Origin of the sequence: Pantoea sp. Pa-EAmG, from assembly GCF_030024295.1 — a bacterium.
In the GTDB taxonomy this organism is placed as follows: Bacteria; Pseudomonadota; Gammaproteobacteria; order Enterobacterales; family Enterobacteriaceae; genus Pantoea; species Pantoea dispersa.
On sequence record NZ_JASEWO010000074.1, the window covers coordinates 1 to 21,507 of the forward strand.

Sequence of the window (21,507 nt, forward strand, 5' to 3'; positions counted from 1 at the left end):
AACGGCAGCTGGAGCTTTACCACGCCAGCGCTCAGCAACGGCAGCCACAGCCTGACCGTTACGCAAACCGATGCGGCGGGCAACGTCAGCAGCGCGACCGCGGAATTTGTGGTCAATGTGGACGCTGCGCTGCCCCCCGCCAGCGCCAGCATTGAGCTGGTGGGCGACAGCGGCAACACCCTCGTCTCACTGCAAAACGGCGCCGTCACCAATGACGACAGCCCGACCCTCGCCGGCCTGACCCGGGCGGGCAGCCTCGTCCGCATCTTTGACGGCGGCGATCTGCTCGGCAGCACCACCGCCGACGGCAATGGGCAGTGGAGCTTTGCCCTGAGCAACCTGAGTGAGGGCGGCCACGCGTTCAGCGCCACCATTACCGACGTTGACGGCAATGTGATTGACACCGTCACCCTGAACATTACGGTTGATATCACGCCACCGGCGGCAGCCAGCGATCTGGCACTGCTGAACGATGCCGGCAGTACCGCACAGCCGGTGACGGGCGGCAGCGCGATTAACGATGCGACACCGCTGCTGAGCGGCACGGCGGAAGCCGGCAGTATTGTCACGATTCGCGACGGCAACACCGTTCTCGGCAGCGTCAGCGTGGGCAGTAACGGCAGCTGGAGCTTCACCACGCCAGCGCTGGGCGAGGGCAATCACAGCCTGAGCACCACGGTGACCGATGCCGCCGGCAACGTCAGCCCGGCATCAACGCCGATCGCCTTTAGCGTTGACACCACCGCGCCTGCCGCCGTCAGCGGCCTGCAGGTGACGGATAACGCGGGCAGCGCCACCGGCGCGCTGGCTTCCGGCCAGACCACCGACGATCGCACACCAACCCTGAGCGGTTCGGCAGAAGCGGGCGCGGTGGTGCGTATTTATGACGGCACCACGCTGCTCGGTAGCGTTACCGCCGGTAGCAACGGCAGCTGGAGCTTTACGCCAGATGCGCTCACCAACGGGCAGCACAGCCTGACCACCACAGTGACTGACGCGGCCGGCAACGTCAGTCCGGCATCGCCGGTGTTCACGGTCAACATTGAGGCGGGCGTGCCGGCCACCAGCAGCCTGCTGATTGTCACCGATGATAACGGCAGCACACTGGTCGAACTGTCCAATAACGACAGCACCACCGACAGCACGCCGATTCTCAGTGGCCAGGCCGGGGCGGGCGATCTCGTCACCCTGTACAACGGCAGTACGGTTTTGGGCAGCGTGGTCGCGGGCAGCAACGGACAGTGGAGCTTCACGCCAGCAGCGCTGGCCGACGGCACCTACGCATTCCGCGCCAGCGCCGATAACGGCAGCGGCACGGTGACGGATTCGCCGGTAATCACCATCACCATCGACACCGTCGCGCCCGCAGCACCGACTGGCATCCAGCTGACCAACGATGACGGCGATCCGCTGGGCACTGGCAGCACTAACGTCTCTGCGCCAACCCTGAGCGGCAGCGGTGAAGCTGGCGGTGTGGTCATTATCTCCGATGGCGGTACGGTGATTGGCAGCACCACGGTGGGCAATGATGGCAACTGGAGCTTTACCACGCCACCCCTCAGCGATGGCAGCCACAGCCTGACCAGCACCGTGACCGATGCGGCCGGCAATACCGGCCCGGCGTCAACACCGGTAACCGTCACCGTCGATACGCAGGCACCAGCGGCGGCAGGCAATCTGCAGCTCAGCAATGGCGACGGCACACCGGTTGCCGCGGGCGGCAGCACCAATGACACCACGCCAACCCTGAGCGGTACCGCTGAACCTGGCAGCACCGTGACCGTCAGCGACGGCGATACGGTGCTGGGCACAGCGACGGCAGGCAGCGACGGCAGCTGGAGCTTCACCCCGACCGCTCCGCTGAGCGAAGGGCAGCACAACCTGACGTCCACCGTTACCGACACGGCGGGCAATACCGGGCCGGGCAGTACGGCGGTGATTGTCATCGTCGATACCAGCGCACCCGCTGTGGCCAGCGAGCTGCTGCTCAGCAACGACCAGAGCGGCACACCGGTGCCGGTCAGCAATGGCCTCACCAATGACACCACGCCGGTGCTCAGTGGCCGCGCGGAACCGGGCAGCACCGTGACCATTTCCGATGGCGATACGGTACTGGGCACCGCCACCGTCGGCAACGACGGCAGCTGGAGCTTCACCGCACCGGTGCTGGCAGCGGGCGACCATAGCCTGACGGCGACGGTGACCGATACTGCCGGCAATACCAGCGAACCCTCGGCCGCCCTCAGCTTTACCATCGATACCACCACGCCAGCCGCGCCGGGCAATGTACAGCTCAGTGATGATCAGAGCGGCACGCCGGTGCTGATCACCAGCGGTGCCACTAACGACACCACGCCGGTCCTGAGCGGCAGCGGCACCGCCGGCAGCACCATCACCGTCTCGGATGGCAATACCGTGCTGGGCACCACTACGGTCAACGACGACGGCAGCTGGAGCTTCACGCCAGCCACCGCGCTGGGCGAGGGGCAGCACAGCCTGACGGCGACCGAAACCAGTCCGGCTGGCAATACCAGCGCACCTTCTGCTCCGCTGGAGGTGAACATCGATCTCACCGATCCGGCGCCCGCCGCAGACTTGCTGCTGGTTAACGATCAGGGCGCAACGCCGCTGCCGATCGCGGCGGATGGCGTCACTAATGACACCACGCCGCTGTTCAGCGGCAGCGCGGAGCCGGGCAGCCTCGTCGCGATTTACGACAATGGCAGCGTGATTGGCTCGGCGCAGGCCGATGCAAACGGCAACTGGAGCTTCACGCCGGATCCGGCACTGGAGGCGGGCACGCATAGCCTGACCACCATTGTCACCGACACGGCGGGCAACAGCGGGCCGGCGTCTGATGCGTTTGATTTCACTATCGATCTCACCGCACCGTCTGCCGCCGCTGATGTCGTGCTGAACAACGATAACGGCGAGACGCTGCAGCCGATTAACAGCGGCACCGCGACCAACGACACCACGCCGCAGCTGAGCGGCACCGCCGATGCCGGCAGCACCGTCACCATCCTCGATGGCAATACGGTGCTGGGCAGCGTGCTGGTGGGTGCCGGTGGCACATGGAGCTATGCGGTACCGACGCTGAGCCAGGGCGAACATAGCCTGACCACGACGGTTACCAGCCCGGCGGGCAACGTTAGCGCACCGTCCGCGGCGATTGATTTTACCGTGGATACCACGGCACCAGCCGAGCCGACCGGCCTGCTGCTGGTGAACGATGAGGTTGATCCGGCCGTACCGGTGGCCTCTGGCGGGGCGACCAACGACACCACACCAGTGTTGAGCGGTAGCGCCGAGCCTGACAGCGTGGTGATCGTGCGCGATAACGGCGTGATCATCGGCTCGGCTACCGCTGGCAATGACGGCAGCTGGCGCTTCACGCCAGATACCGCCCTGGAAGCGGGCAGTCACAGCCTGACGGCCAGCGTCACCGATCCCGCAGGCAACGTCGGGCCGGAGTCCGCGCCGTACACCTTCACCGTCGATCTCACGCCACCGGCAGCGCCCGTGGACGTGGTGCTGAGCAATAACGATGGCAGCACGCTGGTGGCGATTGCCGCCAATGGCGCGACCAACGACACCACGCCGCAGCTCTCCGGCAGCGCCACGGCGGGCAGTATCATCACTGTCTACGATGGCGACAGCACGACGCCGATCGGTTCGGTGACCGTGGGCGCCGATGGTAGCTGGCAGTTTGTTACCGGTACGCTGGACGAGGGCGATCACAGCTTGACGGTAACGGTGACTGATGCGGCGGGTAACGTCAGCGATCCTTCCGCGCCGATTAGCTTTACCGTGGATACCACGGCGCCGGACGCGGTCGTCGATCTGCTGCTGGTGAACAACAATGTCGATCCGGCCACGCCAATCACCTCAGGCAGCAACACCAATGACAGCACGCCGCTGCTCAGCGGAACGGCGGAGCCGAACAGCACCATCATCGTCTATGACGGACAGACGCCTATCGGCACGGCGACGGCAGATAACGACGGCGCATGGAGCTTCTCACCTGAACTGACCGACGGCTCGCACAGCCTCAGCGTGACGGTCACCGACGTCGCCGGCAATGTCAGCGCACCGAGCGCCAGTGTGGCGATCACCGTCGATACCGTAGCACCGTCGGCGGTTACCCAGTTGAGCGTCGCCAGCGATAATGGCAATGGCGATCCGGTCACCATCCCGAACGGCGGCTTAACCAGTGACAATACGCCGGTGCTGAGCGGCAGCGGCGATCCGGGCAGCCTGATTGTGATTACCTCGCAGAACGGTCCGGTGGGCAGCGTCACCGTGGGCAGCAGCGGCAGCTGGAGCTTCACGCCGGCCAGCGCGCTGAGTGACGGCAGCTACACCTTAACCGTTGTGGCGCGCGACGCGGCGGGCAACGTCAGCGCGCCGGTCACGGCACAGCTGGTGATTGACGCCACCGCACCGGATCAGGTGACGGAAATCAGTCTCTCCAATGACAACGGCAGTGCGCTGGTAGATATTCCGTCGGGATCGACCACCAGCGATACCACGCCGTTGCTGGCGGGCGTTGCTGAGCCGGGCAGCACGGTGAACATTCTGGATAATGGCGCGCCGATTGGTACGGCGATTGCGGGCAGTGACGGCGCGTGGAGTTTCAACGTGCCAACCCTCACCAACGCGGCGCACAGCCTGACGGTGACGGTCACCGATGCGGCCGGTAACACCGGGCCGGCGTCGGCACCGATTACCTTTACCGTTGATAACCAGGCTCCGGCCCAGGCCACGCTGGAAGTAAATAACGACAACGGTACCGATCTGGTACTGGTGCCCGATGGCACATTTACCAATGACAACACGCCACGCCTGAGCGGTACGGCGGAGGCTGGCAGCCTGGTGACTATTTACGATGGCAATGTGGTGCTGGGTTCGACCACCGCCAATGCGGCCGGCGAATGGGTGTTCCTGTCGCCCGTGCTTACCGATGGCCAGCACACCCTGACGGCCACGGTGACGGACAGCCTCGGCAACGTCAGTGCGCCGTCTTCCAGCTTCACCGTTCAGGTTGATGCCACGCCGCCGCAGCCGGTCAGCGCCGTGCTGCTGCAGAATGACAACGATCCGGATAACCTTGTCACCATCGCCAACGGTGGCGCCACCAACGACAACACGCCGCTGCTGAGCGGCAGCGGTGAGCCGGGTGGTCTCGTCAACGTGTACAACGGCAACGTGCTGGTGGGGTCGGCGACGGTGGACAGCGAAGGCAACTGGAGCCTGAATACGTCGCCGCTGGATAACGGCAACTACACGCTGACGGTCGTCCTCAGTGACAACGCGGGTAATGTCAGCGACCCGGTGAGCATTGGCGTGACGGTTAACACCGTCGGGCCGGATCCGGTGCTGTCGTTTGAGGTCAACGCCAATAACGGTCCGACCGCACTGCCGCTGGTGGATGGCAGCTTTACCAACGACACCACGCCGGTGCTGAGCGGAACGGCGCAGGCCGGTGCCATCATCAATCTGTTGCAGGACGATACGGTGATTGGCTCGGTGGTCGCCGATGCCAATGGCGTATGGCGCTTTGAAACCAGCGCGCTGCAGGATGGCAGCTACGCCTTCTCGGTGCAGGTGGTGGATGCCGCTGGCAACGTCAGCGAGCCGGTGGGTCCGGTGAATGTCACCGTCGATACGCTGGTGCCAGACGCGGTTCCAGACCTGGTGGTTGCCGATAACGTGGGCGGCACGACGGGCCCGCTGGACAACGGCGCGTCAACCGATGACAACACGCCAACCCTGAGCGGCACGGCAGAAGCCGGCAGCACGGTGAACATCTACGATGGCACCACGCTGCTGGGCACTGCGCTGGCTGGCTCGGGCGGGGCCTGGAGCTTTACGACCGCAGCGCTCAACAACGGACCTCACAGCTTCACCGTGACCGTCACCGATGCGGCGGGCAACGTCAGCACGGCGACGCCGGCGTTCAGCCTTAACGTGCAGGCCGATCTGCCGCCAGCCACCTCGACGCTGCAAATCACTGACGACACGGGCACGACGCTGGTGACGCTGGCAGACGGCGCGGTAACCCGCGACACCACGCCAACGCTCAGCGGCTCTGCCGAAGCCGGTCAGCTGATTCGTATTTATGACGCTAATACGGATGCGGTAATCACCAGCGTTACGGCGGATGCTAACGGCCAGTGGAGCTATACGCCAACGTCACCATTAGGTGATAACAGCTACGCCTACTATGTCACCGCGCAAAACCCTGGCGGTGATGAGGGGACGCCATCGGCTACCCTCGGCTTCACCGTGGATACCACCGCGCCGGCGGTGGCCGCTGATGTGGTGATCAGCAACGATCGCAGCGGCACGGCGGTGCCGATCAGCGACGGCAGCGTCATCAATGACAACACGCCGGTACTCAGCGGCAGCGCCGAAGTGGGCAGCCTGGTCACAGTGTACGATGGCAACACCGCCATCGCGTCGGTTACGGTGGGCGCGGGTGGAAGCTGGACGCTGACCACGCCTGCATTGAGCGAAGGGGCGCACGCGCTGAGCGTGGGCGTCAGCGATGCGGCGGGGAACAGCAGTGCTCTCACCGCGGCGCTTAACTTCACTGTGGACAGCATCGCACCGAACGCTTCGACGCTGGTCATCACCAACGATGATACCGCGCAGCCGGTGCTCAACGGCGGCTACAGCAGCGATGCCACGCCAACCCTGAGCGGCGTAGCGGAAGCGGGCAGCACGGTTACCATCCTCAACAATGGTGATGTGCTGACCACGCTGACCGTGCCGTCCGGCGGCAACTGGAGCTACACGCCAGCGACAGCGCTGAGTGAAGGATCGCACACCCTGAGCGTTTCGGTGACCGATGCGGCGGGCAACGTCAGCACCAGCACCAGCGCGACGGTGATCGTTGATACCCTGGCGCCGGACGATCTGACGCTGACGGCCAGCAACAACAACGGCAGCACGCCGGTGACCATTGCTGACGGCGGTACCACTAATGACAACACGCCACTGTTACGCGGTGTGGCAGAAGCGGGCAGTGTGGTGACGATTCGCCTCGATGGCGATGTGGTGGCCTCGCTGACGGTCGGCAGTAGCGGTAACTGGAGTTACACCTCTGCGGCACTGAGCGACGGCAGCCATACCTTCAGCGTCACAGAAACAGACGCGGCGGGTAACACCGGCGAGGCGCTCAGCGTGACGCTGATCGTTGATGCGACGCCACCGCTGGTGGCCACCAACCTGACCATCACTAACGATGTTACCGGCGTCAGCATACCGGCTGGCGGCGCGACTAACGACACTACGCCAACGCTGAGCGGCAGCGCCGAGGCCAACACCACGGTTAGCGTTTATGACGGCAATACGCTGCTCGGCACGGCGCTCGTGAACGGCAGCGGCGCGTGGAGCTTTGTCTCGCCGACGCTGGCTAACGGCGCGCATGCGCTGAGCGTGGCGGTCACCGATGCGGCGGGCAATACCGGCCCGCGCACCACGCCGGTGACCATCACCGTCGATACCGTTGCGCCGGGCGCGGCCACGCTGGTGGTCACCAGCGACGTCAGCGGCAGCGTCATCCCGAATGGCGGCGTCACCAGCGATAGCACGCCGGTGCTGAGCGGCCGGGCGGAGGCGGGCAGCATCGTCACCGTGCTGGATGGCACCACGCTGGTCGGTTCCGCGCTGGTGGGCAGTGACGGCAACTGGACGCTGACGCCAGCCGAGGCGCTGAGCGAAACGCTTCATACGCTCAACGTCACGGTCACCGATGCGGCTGGTAACGTCAGTGCCACTACCAGCGCCACGCTGGTGATCGACACCACGCCGCCAGTGGCTATCACCGGGCTGGCAGCGGTGAACAACAACGGCAGCACGCCGGTGGCGATTGCGGCGGGCGGCGTCACTAATGACAGCACGCCACGCCTGAGCGGCACGGCGGAAGCCAACAGCATCGTGACCATCCGCGATGGTGATACGGTGCTGGGTTCGGTAACCGCGGCCAGCAACGGCAGCTGGAGCTTCGTCACTGGCACCTTGTCTGACGGTTTACACACCTTCAGCGTGACGGCCACCGATGCGGCAGGCAATACCGGTCCCGCAGCGTCCCTTGCGCTGACCGTCGACACCGCGCCGCCGCTGGCGGCAACCGGACTGACGCTGACCAACGACGTCACCGGTGTGGCTATCGTTAATAACGGGGTCACCAACGACAGCACGCCGACGCTACAGGGCACGGCGGAAGCGAACGCGATTGTCACGGTTTACGATGGCAACACGCTGCTCGGAACGGTGCAGGCTAACGCCAGCGGCAGCTGGAGCTTTGTCTCGCCGACGCTGAGCAATGCCGCCCACGCGCTGAGCGTAACGGTGACCGACAGCGCGGGCAACGTCAGTCCCCGTTCCGAGGTGATTAACCTCACCGTGGATACGGTGGCGCCAGCTAACACCAGTCTCACCATTATTAATGATGCGACCGGTGCCACCATCGTCAACGGCGGCGCGACCAACGACACCACGCCAACGCTGCGCGGTAGCGTCAGCGCGGCGGAGGCCGGGGCACGCGTCACCATTCTGGACAACGGTCTGGCACTGGGCACGGCGATTGTGCAGGCGGACGGCAGCTGGAGCTTCACGCCACTGGCGGCGCTGAGCGCCGGGCCGCACCCGATCACGGTGACGGTAACGGATGCGGCAGGTAACGTCAGCGGCACCACTGCGGCCACGGTGATCATCGATACCACGGCACCGGCGGCCATCACCAATCTGCTGGCGCTCAACAACAATGGCAGCACGGCGGTGACCATTCCGAATAATGGCGTCACCAACGACAGCACGCCGCTGCTGAGCGGCAACGGCGAGGCGGGCGCGCGCATCACGGTGTACGACGGCACCACATTGCTGGGCAGCACCACGGTGGGCAGCAACGGCAGCTGGAGCTTCGTGGTGGGCAACGCGCTGAGCAACGGCAGCCACACGCTGAACGTGACGCAGACCGACCCGGCGGGCAACGTCAGCCCGCAGGTGTCGACCACGCTGATCGTCGACACCGTGGTGCCGGTTGCCAGTACGCTGACCATCATTGATGACATCAGCGGTACGCCGGTGACGCTGGCGAACGGCGCCTTTACGCGCGATACCACGCCAACGCTGCGCGGCACCACGGAAGCAGGTGCTGTGGTCACCATCTACGACGGTGCCAGCGCCATTGGTTCTGTGACCGCGGGGAGTGATGGCAGCTGGAGCTTCACCACCGCCACGCTGGCGAACGGCGCGCACACGCTGAGCACCACGGTGAACGATGCGGCGGGTAACGTCAGCACCGGCAACATCACGGCGACGGTGAACGTCGATACCCTGCCTCCGGCGGCGGTAAGCGGGCTGGCGATCAACAGCGCCGGTACCCTTGTCACCGGTAGCGGTGAAGTGGGGGCCACGGTGACGGTGCGCGATGCCAGCGGCAACGCGCTCGGCACCACCACGGTCGGCAGCGGCGGCAACTGGTCGGTGACGCTCACCACCGCGCAGATCACCGGTGCGCCGCTCTCGGTGATCCAGACGGATCGCGCCGGTAACGTCTCGCCGGGGGCTTCGCTGACCGGTGCGATTCGCATCGTGGCGACCAACGACAGCAACGAGGTGGATTACACCAGCACGCAGGCAACGGTGAACAACGGTACGGTCAGCTCGTCGCACACCGCGCTGCTGACCGTGGGGCTGGGTACGGTGCTCAATGCCAGCGTACTGAACAACGGTAATGCTTACCTGTTCAGCGTGGGTAACGATGACAGCCGTACCGTGACGCTCAACGGTTCGGTAACCAGTCTCGGCGTGGCCGCCAACTATTCGTTAAACCTGTACGAACAGCAGGCGAACGGCTCGTGGCAGTTGATCAGTATTAAGACCAACTACATTAACGCGCTGCTGACGATCGGTACGCTGAAAGGGGCAAACGTCACCTACACCGGACTGGGGACCGGCAACTATGCGGTGGTGGTGGCAGCCACCACCAACATTAGCGTGTTGCCAACCACCACGGTAAGCACGGTGTCGGATTTCACCACGCTGGCGGTCACCACCGCTGCGACGGTCACCGGTAACCTGCTGACCAACGACACCAGCTCGATCGCCGGGACGATTCCGTCCGGCACGGCGGTGGCGTCGGTGGGCAGCAGCGCGGTGGCGTCCAGCGGCAATACGGTGATCAACACCACCTACGGTACGCTGACCATTGATGCGAAGGGTAACTACACCTACACGCTGAAGGCCGGGCTGGATATCGATACCCTGCCATCCGCAGACACCTTCACCTACTCGGTGCGGGATGCCAGCGGTGCAGTGACCTCGGCGACGCTGACGGTGACGCTGCATAACGGTGCGGCCACCGCGCTGTTCGCCACCACCAGTCTGGCGGCGGAAACCACCACCAGCAGCGAGCATGATGCCAGCGGCAGCATCTGGGGAGACAGCAACGTCAGCCACAGCGGCACGCTGAGCATCCTCAATGAGCACGGCGATCTCACCACCGTGAGCAGCGTGGGCAGCACGGCGGTGGCCGGGGACTTTGGTGTACTGACCATCGCCGCCAACGGTAGCTATACCTATACCCTGAACGCGGATGTGAATATCCAGAACATCACGCATAAGGAGGTGTTTACCTACACCCTGGCGTCGTCCGACGGCACCATCACCAGCAACACCTTTACCATTGAGCTTCACCCGACCATCACGGGCAGCGCCGCGGCTGACAGCCTCACCAGCAGCGCCTACGACGACACCATTACCAGCGGTGCCGGCGCAGATACGCTGGTTTACCACCTGCTGAGCAGCGCAGATGCCACCGGCGGCAACGGTCACGACACCTGGACCGACTTTAACGTCGCGCAGGGTGACAAGATCGACGTCAGCAGTCTGCTGATCGGCTGGAATGATTCCACCAGTAATATCAATGACTTTGTGAAAGTGGATCATACCGCGGATGGCAATACGGTGTTGTCGATTGACCGTGACGGCAGCGGCACGGGGTACAGCAGTACGCAGCTGATTACCCTGGAAGGCGTAAACGTCTCACTGGAGGAGTTGCTGCAGCAACCGCATCAAAACCACACGGCTTAGTGGGTGTAACGCAGGGAAGCATAACGGGCACAGGGAGGTGCCCCTTTCTCTCTTTTACTGGTGAACAATCGATGGATCTGATGCAATCAGGCGCAACAACTCGCCGTACCTGTAAGCTCAGCGCCCTGTGTGCTGGCATTGTGTTTTTTCACAGTTCTCATCTTATGGCTGCCAGTGATGCCGTGACGCAGGCGGGGCGTATAACCTCAGCCGGTCTGGCGCAGCAGCAGGATCTTCCCTCCTTAACCGGTCAGGTGGCCGAACCCGCGCTGGCTAACGTGCCGGATACCTTAACCCTTAACCAGGCAGTACAGCGCGCCATCCAGTGGCATCCGGACATCGCGCAGGCGATTGGCAAAATGCTGGAGCAGGCCAGCCAGGTCGATGTGGCGCAGGCCAAATACTATCCGCAAATCAGCGCCGGCATGAACAACGGCTACAGCAACGCCTACAGCGAGAAAGGCTTCAGCCCGTCATTTGTGCTGTCGGTTTCGCAGATGCTGTATGACTTTGGCAAAGTCAGCAGTTCGGTGCGCTCCGCCGAAGCCGGAGTGGCGCAGGAGCAGGCCAGCGTGCTGGTGAGTATCGATACCGTCGCGCACGACACCGCCGCCGCGCTGGTGCAGGTGCAGGGCTATCAGCAGCTGGTGAAGATCGCCCAGGATCAGCTGACGGCGTTGAGTAAGATTGGCGATCTGGAGCGTCAGCGCAATGAAGAGGGGGCGGCATCGCTCTCGGACGCCACCCAGACCGACGCGCGTATCGAAGGCGCGCGCACCACGCTGACCCAGTATCAGGCCAGCCTCAACCGCTGGCGTGCCACGCTGGCCAGCTATCTCGGCTGGCCACTGGTGAAGAAGGTCAGCGATGCGTTTCCGCCCAGCCTGACGCGCGCCTGCGCGGTGGGCAAAGCTGACGACAAATCCAATCCGGCGGTGCTGGCGGCATGGGCGCAGGCGCGGCAGGCGCAGGCTAAACTGGATAACGCCAACGCGCAGAATTTACCCACCATTTCGCTGGAACCGCAGGTCACGCATTACCTCAACAATCACTACTCCGGCAGCGAAACGCTCGACCGCACCCAGTATTCCGCGTTCGTCAAAGTTGAGATGCCGCTGTATCAGGGCGGCGGCATTACCGCGGCGCGCGATGCGGCGGCCAGCGCGCTGCAGGCGGCCAATGCGGCGGTGAACTCGGCGCGTCTCAAAGCGCAGCAGCAGCTCAGCGAATCGCAAACCGAAGCGCTGAGCCTGTCGCAGAGCCTGGCGATCATGTCGCGTCAGCAGACGCTGGGCGAGAAGACGCAGCAGCTGTATCAGGACCAGTATCTGCAGCTCGGTACCCGTCCGCTGCTGGACGTGCTCAACGCCGAACAGGAAGTGTTTCAGACGCGCTTCGCCATGCAGCAAACCATCAGTCAGTTACGTTCACTGCAGCTCGACTGCTTATACAGCACCGGGCAGATGCGGTCAGCGTTTGCGCTGAATAACCAGCGCATCCAGTCCGTGGAGATCCAGCCATGACGCAATTACAGATTCCGGACGCACCCAATGGCAATCCCGCCAGCGCCGCCGGTGGTGAGGTGCCGCTACACGGCTGGGCCACCGCTATTATTCTCATCGCGACCCATTATCGTCTGCCGTGCTCGCCGGGCATGATCATGGCTGCCAGCGAATGGCAGGGCAAACAGTCACGTGATAAAGCGCTGCGCCATCTGGCGCGTCAGGCCGGGCTGTCGCTGCAGCTGTATGAAGAGCATCAGTGGGAGATCAGCAGCTGGCGCTTGCCGCTGGCGGTGGAACTGAGCGACGGCCAGGTTGGCGTCATCACCAGCTTTGATGGCGATGACACGGTGCGCGTGCACCTGGCCGGCGATGAACAACCGGCGCCGATCGCGCTGAACACGCTGCTGCCGCAGATCCGCTACGCCGCGGCGCTGCGTCCGGTGACGGCCGCCAAAGATAGCCGTGTCGATCGCTATCTCGCCACGGTCAGGCCCGACTGGCTGCGCCGTCTGGTGCTGCACGACATGCGTCCTTACGGCTACGTGATGCTGGGATCGTTCCTGATCAACCTGCTGGCGCTGGTCGGCATCATCTTCTCGATGCAGGTGTACGATCGGGTGATCCCGGCGCAGTCGTACCCCACGCTGTACGTGCTGTATATCGGGGTGATCCTCTCGGTGGTGTTCACCTATATTCTGCGCGTCGGTCGCGATCACGTCACCGATCTGCTCGGCAAGCGCGCCGATATGCGCGTCTCCGATCGCGTGTTCGGCCACGCGCTGCGGCTGCGTAACAGCGCGGTACCGCGATCGACCGGTACCTTTATCTCGCAGCTGCGCGAGCTGGAAGCGGTGCGCGAAATGGTGACGTCGACCACGGTGACGGCGATCGTCGATATGCCGTTCTTCCTGCTGTTTATGCTGGTGATGGCGATCATCGCGCCGCAGCTGGCGTGGATCGCGCCGGTGGCGGTGCTGCTGATGATCCTGCCCGGCGTGCTGAGCCAGAAAAAACTGGCGAAGCTGGCGCAGCAAAACCTGAAAGAGTCGACGCTGCGCAACGCAGTGCTGGTGGAGAGCGTGCAGGGGCTGGAAGATATCAAGCTGATGCAGGCGGAGGACCGCTTTCTGCAGCAGTGGAACAGCTATATCCGCATCACCGCGCAGTCGGGCGTCGAGATGCGCAAAGTGATGCATGCGCTGATCAGCTGGGGCGTCACCATTCAGGGACTGGTGTACGCCAGCGTGATCGTGGTCGGGGCGCCGATGGTGATCAACGGCGATATCACCACCGGGGCGATTGTCGCCGCGTCGCTGCTGTCTTCGCGCATGATTGCGCCGATGGCAACGCTGTGTGGCGTGCTGGCGCGCTGGCAGCAGGTAAAAGCGGCGAAGAGCAGCCTCGATGCGCTGATGAATCTGCCGGTGGAGAACAGTAAAGACGAAACGCGCATTCACTGTCCGGTGCTGTTTGGCCACTATCAGTTCACCGATGCCATGTTCCGCTACTACAGCGATTCGCTGACGGTGGCGCTACGCATCAAGACGCTGACCATCAAGCCGGGTGAGCGCATCGCCGTGCTGGGGCGCAACGGCTCCGGTAAATCCACGCTGCTGCAGGCGATGGCCGGCGGCATGGATCTGGTGGGCGGCGAGCTGCGGCTGGACAACCTCAGCCTGCCGCATATTGATGTCGCGGACGTGCGGCGCAACGTCGGGCTGCTGACGCAGAACGCGCGGCTGTTCCACGGTACGCTGCGGGAAAACCTCACCATGGGCGCGGCGCACGCCACCGACGAAGCGATTTTTGCCGCGCTGACGGTCAGTGGCGGGGCCGATTTTATTCGCCGTCTGCCGCTCGGGCTCGATCATCCGATAATGGAGGGCGGCGTCGGGCTGTCCGGCGGTCAGCGCCAGTCGCTGCTGCTGGCGCGCATGCTGCTGCGCGATCCTAATATCGTGCTGCTGGATGAGCCGACCGCTTCGCTCGACGATCATACCGAGAAGGATTTTATTGAGCGGCTGGGCGCCTGGCTGAATGGCCGCACGCTGATCGTGGCGACGCACCGCGCGGCGATTCTGTCGCTGGTCGATCGCATACTGGTGCTGAAAGAGGGGCAGCTGGTAATGGATAGCCCGAAAGAGAACGCGCTGCCGGCACCGCGCGCCAGCGGAGCGGCGGGGGAGGGACAGGCATGATGAAACAATTGCCGGCAAAACTGCGGCTGGTGACCGCCGCGGAGGTGGATTCGTCCGACGATCTGCTCGGTGAACTGAAATCGGAAAGCCACTACACCGGCGCAGTGCGGCTGATCGTCATCAGCACGGCGCTGATCGTGGTGGCGCTGGTGTGGGCGTGGTTTGGCATGCTGGATGAGGTCTCAACCGGCACCGGGAAGGTGATCCCCAGTTCGCGCGAGCAGGTGCTGCAATCGCTGGAGGGCGGCATTCTCACGGAACTGTATGTGCATGAGGGCGATCGCGTGCAGGCCGGGCAGATCGTGGCGAAACTGGATGCCACACGCTCGCAGTCCAGCGTCGGCGAGAGCGCGGCGCGCTACCGGGCCGCACTGGCAGCGGCCTCGCGCCTGCGTGCAGAAGTGAACGATGATCCGCTCACGTTTCCCGCCGAGCTGAATGGCTACCCGGATCTTATCGCGGCGGAAACCCGGCTGTATAACACCAAACGCGCCCAGCTCAATGATGCAACCCGGCAGTTTAAGGAGTCGCTGGCGCTGGCTAATCGCGAACTGGCGATCACCCAGCGGCTGGCGAAAACCGGTGCCGCCAGCAGCGTGGAAGTGCTGCGCTTACAGCGCGATAAGTCCGACCTGGAGCTGAAACTTACCGATATGCGCTCGCAGTATTATGTGCAGGCGCGCGAAGAGCTGGCGAAGGCCAGCGCCGAAGCCGACAGCCTGGCGCAGGTGATTAAAGGACGCGAAGATACCGTAACGCGTCTGACTATCCGCGCGCCGATGCGCGGCATCGTGAAAAACATCAAAGTCTCGACGGTGGGCGGGGTGATTCCGCCCAACGGTGAGTTGATGAACATCGTACCGATGAACGATCGGCTGCTGATTGAAGCACGCCTGTCGCCGCGCGATATTGCTTTTATCCATCCCGGCCAGCGCGCGGTGGTAAAAATCTCCGCTTACGATTACGCCATCTACGGCGGCCTGAACGGCGTGGTGGAAAGCATTTCGCCGGATACCATCCAGGACGAAGTCAAACCGGAGATTTACTACTACCGCGTGTTTATTCGTACTGATAACGACTATGTGCAGAACAAGGCTGGCCGGCGCTTTGCCATCAGCCCGGGCATGGTATCCACCGTGGATATCAAAACCGGCGAGAAGAGCATCATGGATTATCTGGTCAAACCGTTTAACAAGGCCAAAGAGGCGATGCGCGAGCGCTAATTGCGATGCGCGGCAATCTCGGCGATAATCACGCCCATCAATCCCTTCCTCGTCGGGCCTAACGACGCGGAGGGGATTTTTTTCATCTATACCTTAACTGGCTAACCGATTTAAGGATTTAAGAGGACTCGTTATGTACAACACGCTGGGCAATCAGTACGACAACTCCCTGGTTTCTAACGCCTTCGGTTTCATGCGCTTTCCGCTGAACTTCCAGCCTTACGACAGCGACGCCGAGTGGGTGATTACCGGTGTGCCGTTTGATGCCGCAACGTCAGGCCGGCCGGGCAGCCGTTTAGGGCCGGGCGCGATCCGTCAGATCTCTACTAACCTGGCGTGGGAAGGCTGCCGCTGGCCGTGGGATTTCGATCTGCGTCAGCGCCTCAATGTGGTGGACTGTGGCGATCTGGTGTACGCCTTCGGCGATTCACAGGATCTGTCCGATAAGCTGCAGGCGCACGCGGAAAAGCTGCTGGCGAACGGCAAGCGCATGCTGACTTTTGGCGGTGATCACTATGTCACGCTGCCGCTGCTGCGCGCGCACGCCAAACACTTCGGCAAGATGGCGCTGGTGCACTTCGATGCGCATACCGATACCTACTCCAACGGCCCGACTTTTGACCACGGCACCATGTTCTACACTGCGCCGCAGGAAGGGCTGATCGATCCGCAGCATTCGGTGCAGATTGGTATCCGTACCGAGTTCGATAAGAGCCTGGGCTTCAACGTGCTGGACGCCGCGCAGGTTAATGACCGCAGCGTGGACGACATCCTGGCCGAAGTGAAGCGCACCGTGGGCGATTTGCCGGTGTACCTGACGTTTGATATCGACTGCCTCGATCCGGCCCATGCGCCAGGCACCGGTACGCCCGTGATTGGCGGCCTGACCAGCGATAAAGCCACCAAGCTGATCCGCGGCCTGCAGGGCATGAACATTGTGGGGATGGATCTGGTGGAAGTGGCACCGGGCTACGATCACGCCGACCTGACCTCACTGGCTGCTGCCACGCTGGCGCTGGATATGCTGCACGTGCAGGCGGCGAATAAAGGTTAAGCGGCGGTGCGGGCGGCTGCCCTCACCCTGACCCTCTCCCCCAGGAGAGGGAACCGATCGAGCGGGCGGTGAGAACAGCACGGACTGCTCCCTCTCCCGCGTGCGGGAGAGGGCTGGGGTGAGGGGAAGACCGGCGACTACTTACCATCCGCCGCGATGCGGTCGCGAATATGCTGCGCGCGCGACTCAGAATCCGGATGCGAGTCAAACATCGAACTCTGGCGGCCCTGATCCAGCTTCGCCAGCTTCTCGAAGCTGGTCGCCAGACCAAGCGGATTAATGCCGCGCTTCTTCAGCAGATCGTACGAATAGTCATCCGCCTGCGACTCCTGGGTCTGTGAGAACTGCGCGTTAACCAACTTCTCGCCCATCTCGCCCAGCTGTGACTGCGACAGCGAACCGATTACGCCGCCCACCGACGCCGCAGCGTTGCGTGCCGCCGTGGTCGCGAAAGCCACCTGCATTGCTTTGCGCGTATGGCCGAGCGCGACGTGGCCCATTTCATGGCCGAGCACGCCTTCTACTTCGTTGTCGCTCATCATATCCATCAGACCGCTATAAACGCGGATACAGCCATTCGCCATCGCCCAGGCGTTGACGTCTTTGGTCAGATACACCTTGTAGTTGGCCGGTACACCGTTGATGTTATCGCCCAGCGCGGCGGCGATTTTGTTCAGCCGCTGCTGATAGCTGCTGTTGGCCGGCGCCAGCTGGTTCTCTTTATCCATCTGGGCACATGACTGATCGCTCAGCTCTTTAACCTGGGCGTCATTCAGCGAGTAAGCCTGAAACGCCTGCGCGCCAGACTGCAACAGTGCGTTGTTATTCATTCCTTCGCAGCCGCTCAGCAGCGAAACCATTCCCAGCGCGACAACCATGGCGCGAATTTTCATATCAGCATCCTTTGAGTAACAAGTAGAGAAAACAAACACCTGAAAAACCACGCAGGTGTTTAAACGCATTGGTTATAGCGTGCCAGGGGCGGATTGGCTAGCAGACAGGCCCCGAAATGCAACCCTGAACCGCAGATTTAGCATCCTGATACATGTACTTTTGCCCCGATTTTCATGTACATTGATGTGCGACTTTTTTCTCGCTTCGCCTGATAACTGATTAATTACAATACGTTAAGCGCGGCGGAGCATTAATCCGACCTGGAGTAGAAGATGCCCTCTCGTAAAGAGCTTGCCAACGCCATTCGCGCGTTAAGTATGGATGCAGTACAGAAAGCGAAATCGGGACATCCGGGTGCCCCAATGGGCATGGCCGATATCGCTGAAGTGCTGTGGCGTGATTTCCTGAACCACAATCCAACTAACCCGCTGTGGGCAGATCGCGACCGTTTCGTGCTGTCCAACGGCCACGGCTCGATGCTGATTTACAGCCTGCTGCACCTCACCGGCTATGACCTGCCGATGAGCGAGCTGCAGAACTTCCGTCAGCTGCACTCTAAAACCCCAGGTCACCCGGAATACGGCTACACCGCAGGCGTAGAAACCACCACCGGCCCACTGGGTCAGGGCATCGCGAACGCCGTGGGCTTCGCCATTGCTGAGCGCACGCTGGCGGCGCAGTTCAACCGTCCGGGCCATGACATCGTAGACCATCACACTTACGTGTTCATGGGCGACGGCTGCATGATGGAAGGCATCTCACACGAAGTGTGCTCCATCGCCGGTACCCTGAAGCTCGGCAAGCTGGTGGCGTTCTATGACGACAACGGCATCTCTATCGACGGTCACGTGGATGGCTGGTTCACCGACGACACCGCCAAACGCTTCGAAGCCTACGGCTGGCACGTGGTGCGTGGCGTGGACGGTCATGACGCCGACGCGATCAAGAAAGCGGTAGAAGAAGCCAAAGCGGTCACCGACAAGCCATCGCTGCTGATGTGCAAAACCATCATCGGTTTCGGTTCCCCGAACAAAGCCGGTACGCACGATTCGCACGGTGCCCCGCTGGGTGACGACGAAATCGCGCTGACCCGCAAACAGCTGGGCTGGAACTACGCGCCATTTGAGATTCCTTCTGATATCTACGCACAGTGGGATGCCAAAGAAGCCGGCCAGGCGAAAGAGAAAGCCTGGGACGAGAAGTTTGCTGCTTACGCCGCTGCGCATCCGGAACTGGCCACTGAGTTCAAACGCCGCGTGAACAACGAGCTGCCCGCTAACTGGCAGGCGGAATCGCAGAAGTTCATTGAGCAGCTACAGGCTAATCCGGCAAAAATCGCCAGCCGTAAAGCGTCGCAGAATGCCATCGAAGCCTTCGGTAAGCTGCTGCCAGAATATCTGGGCGGCTCGGCTGACCTGGCGCCAAGCAACCTGACCATGTGGTCTGGCTCGAAGCCGATCAATGAAGATGCCGCTGGCAACTACATTCATTACGGCGTGCGTGAGTTTGGTATGACTGCCATCGCCAACGGTATCGCGCTGCACGGTGGCTTCCTGCCGTACACCGCAACCTTCCTGATGTTCGTCGAGTACGCGCGTAACGCGGCACGTATGGCGGCGCTGATGAAAATCCGTCAGGTGATGGTTTATACCCACGACTCTATCGGTCTGGGTGAAGATGGCCCGACGCACCAGCCGGTTGAGCAGATGGCCAGCCTGCGCACCACCCCGAACATGAGCCTGTGGCGTCCGTGTGACCAGGTGGAATCTGCGGTGGCATGGAAATACGCTATCGAGCGCGTTGACGGCCCATCAGCCCTGATCTTCTCGCGTCAGAACCTGGCGCAGCAGGATCGTAGCGCTGAGCAGCTGGCTAACGTGGCGCGCGGTGGTTACGTGCTGAAAGATTGCGACGGCACGCCGGAGCTGATTCTGATTGCGACCGGTTCTGAAGTTGAGCTGGCGGTCGGCGCTTACGAGCAGCTGAGCGCGGAAGGTCGTAAGGTGCGCGTGGTGTCCATGCCGTCTACCGATGCGTTTGATAAGCAGGATGCGGCTTATCGTGAGTCGGTGCTGCCGAAAGCGGTTGGCGCACGCGTTGCTATCGAAGCCGGTATTGCGGATTACTGGTTCAAATACACCGGCCTGCACGGTGCCATCGTTGGCATGACCACCTTCGGTGAGTCAGCGCCAGCTGAGAAGCTGTTCGAAGAGTTCGGCTTCACCGTGGCCAATGTGGTGAAAACCGCGAAATCGATTCTGTAATTTCGCGTAACCCGTCGCGCCGCTGCGCATTGTAGCGGCGCGATTCATCGCGCATTTCTGCTGCTATCCTCATGCTTTACCACGCGCAATAAATTGCGCCGCGACACCGATGTGCAGATCGGCGGCCCTGTTATCGCCTGAACCTGAAACGGTTCAATTATTCCTGCAGTAATAATCGCCATTGCCTGAATTTGTGACGCAGATCCAATAATCGGCAGCACAGTTGATCGCAATCATTCCTGTTATTCCTTCCATGCTTTATTCTCGCTGAACCGTTTCAGTTGCAGTCGTGTACTCTCCGTCAGCAACCGTAACCGGGCAAGAATTCCCTGTACAAAACGCAGCGAAACGCTCAAGGTATTTGGCACGTTTTTTCAGGTGTGGCTGCAGGAAGTGAGATGACCATTCGTATCGCAATAAATGGTTTTGGTCGTATCGGGCGCAACGTGTTGCGTGCGCTGTATGAAACCGGTCGCCGGGCGGAAATCACCGTAGTGGCGATTAACGAACTTGCGGAAGCGGCTGGCATGGCGCATCTGCTGAAGTACGACACCAGCCACGGCCGCTTTGCCTTTGAGGTCCGCCAGGAGCGCGATCAGCTGTGGGTTGGCGAAGATACCATCCGTATCCTGCATCAGGCTGAGATTGCCGCGCTGCCGTGGCGCGAGCTGAATATTGATATCGTGCTGGACTGCACCGGCGTGTACGGCAGCCGCGACGATGGTGAAGCGCATCTGCAGGCTGGCGCGAAGAAAGTGTTGTTCTCGCATCCCGGCGGCAACGATTTGGATGCCACCGTAGTGTTCGGCGTTAACGAACAGGCTCTTAAACAAACTGACCGCATTGTCTCCAACGCATCCTGCACCACCAACTGCATTATTCCGGTGATCAAGCTGCTGGATGACGCCTTTGGCATTGAGTCGGGCACCGTGACCACCATTCACTCGGCGATGCACGATCAGCAGGTGATTGACGCGTATCACAGCGACCTGCGCCGTACCCGTGCCGCCAGTCAGTCGATCATTCCGGTCGATACGCGTCTTGCCGCTGGCATTACCCGTATTTTTCCGAAATTTAACGATCGCTTCGAGGCTATCGCGGTGCGCGTGCCGACGATCAACGTGACCGCCATTGATCTGAGCGTTTCGGTGCGCCAGGCGGTGAAGGCGTGTGAGGTCAACGCGTTGCTGCAAAACGCGTCAGAGGGGGCATTTCGTGGTATAGTTGACTATACGGAATTACCGTTAGTCTCAGTAGATTTTAACC

At 62.2% G+C, this 21,507-nt stretch carries 8 protein-coding genes and 1 pseudogene; 8 read left to right on the forward strand and 1 reads right to left on the reverse strand.

What is annotated here, in order from left to right; all coding sequences use genetic code 11:
• From QMM04_RS11785 to speB, 6 genes and pseudogenes are all read left to right on the forward strand, one after another.
• A pseudogene (locus QMM04_RS11785) lies at positions 1-111 on the forward strand (Ig-like domain-containing protein); the annotation flags it as partial.
• A 6-nt stretch (positions 112-117) separates the two neighbouring features.
• Complete coding sequence (locus tag QMM04_RS11790) at positions 118-11,103, forward strand: Ig-like domain-containing protein (protein WP_282996233.1); 10,986 nt, start codon at positions 118-120, stop codon at positions 11,101-11,103.
• 71 nt (positions 11,104-11,174) lie between these two features.
• Positions 11,175-12,626 carry a TolC family outer membrane protein gene (locus QMM04_RS11795; RefSeq protein WP_282996231.1) on the forward strand — a complete coding sequence of 484 codons (1,452 nt, stop codon included), beginning with the start codon at positions 11,175-11,177 and terminating at the stop codon, positions 12,624-12,626.
• Positions 12,623-14,806, forward strand: coding sequence for a type I secretion system permease/ATPase (locus QMM04_RS11800; RefSeq protein ID WP_058757106.1), 2,184 nt, complete (start codon positions 12,623-12,625; stop codon positions 14,804-14,806). Before QMM04_RS11795 ends, QMM04_RS11800 begins: the two co-directional genes overlap by 4 nt.
• Positions 14,803-16,029: an HlyD family type I secretion periplasmic adaptor subunit gene (locus QMM04_RS11805; protein ID WP_058775861.1), complete on the forward strand. Its 1,227-nt coding sequence runs from the start codon at positions 14,803-14,805 to the stop codon at positions 16,027-16,029. The genes QMM04_RS11800 and QMM04_RS11805 overlap by 4 nt, the downstream gene beginning before the upstream one ends.
• A 133-nt stretch (positions 16,030-16,162) precedes the next feature.
• Positions 16,163-17,083 (forward strand): agmatinase, encoded by a 921-nt coding sequence (speB, locus tag QMM04_RS11810; protein ID WP_021506644.1) that lies wholly within the window; start codon positions 16,163-16,165, stop codon positions 17,081-17,083.
• Positions 17,084-17,220: 137 nt separating this feature from the next.
• Here speB and QMM04_RS11815 read toward each other — a convergent pair whose 3' ends face one another.
• Positions 17,221-17,976, reverse strand: a complete 756-nt coding sequence (locus tag QMM04_RS11815) for a M48 family metallopeptidase (protein WP_127834527.1) — start codon at positions 17,974-17,976, stop codon at positions 17,221-17,223.
• Between the two features lie 273 nt (positions 17,977-18,249).
• Here QMM04_RS11815 and tkt point away from each other — a divergent pair, with 273 nt between their 5' ends.
• Together tkt and epd are read left to right on the forward strand one after the other, a co-directional pair.
• Positions 18,250-20,241: a transketolase gene (gene tkt / locus QMM04_RS11820; protein WP_058771542.1), complete on the forward strand. Its 1,992-nt coding sequence runs from the start codon at positions 18,250-18,252 to the stop codon at positions 20,239-20,241.
• Positions 20,242-20,639: 398 nt separating this feature from the next.
• On the forward strand, positions 20,640-21,507 hold an 868-nt coding region (gene epd / locus QMM04_RS11825; RefSeq protein WP_282996232.1), incomplete at its 3' end, for an erythrose-4-phosphate dehydrogenase.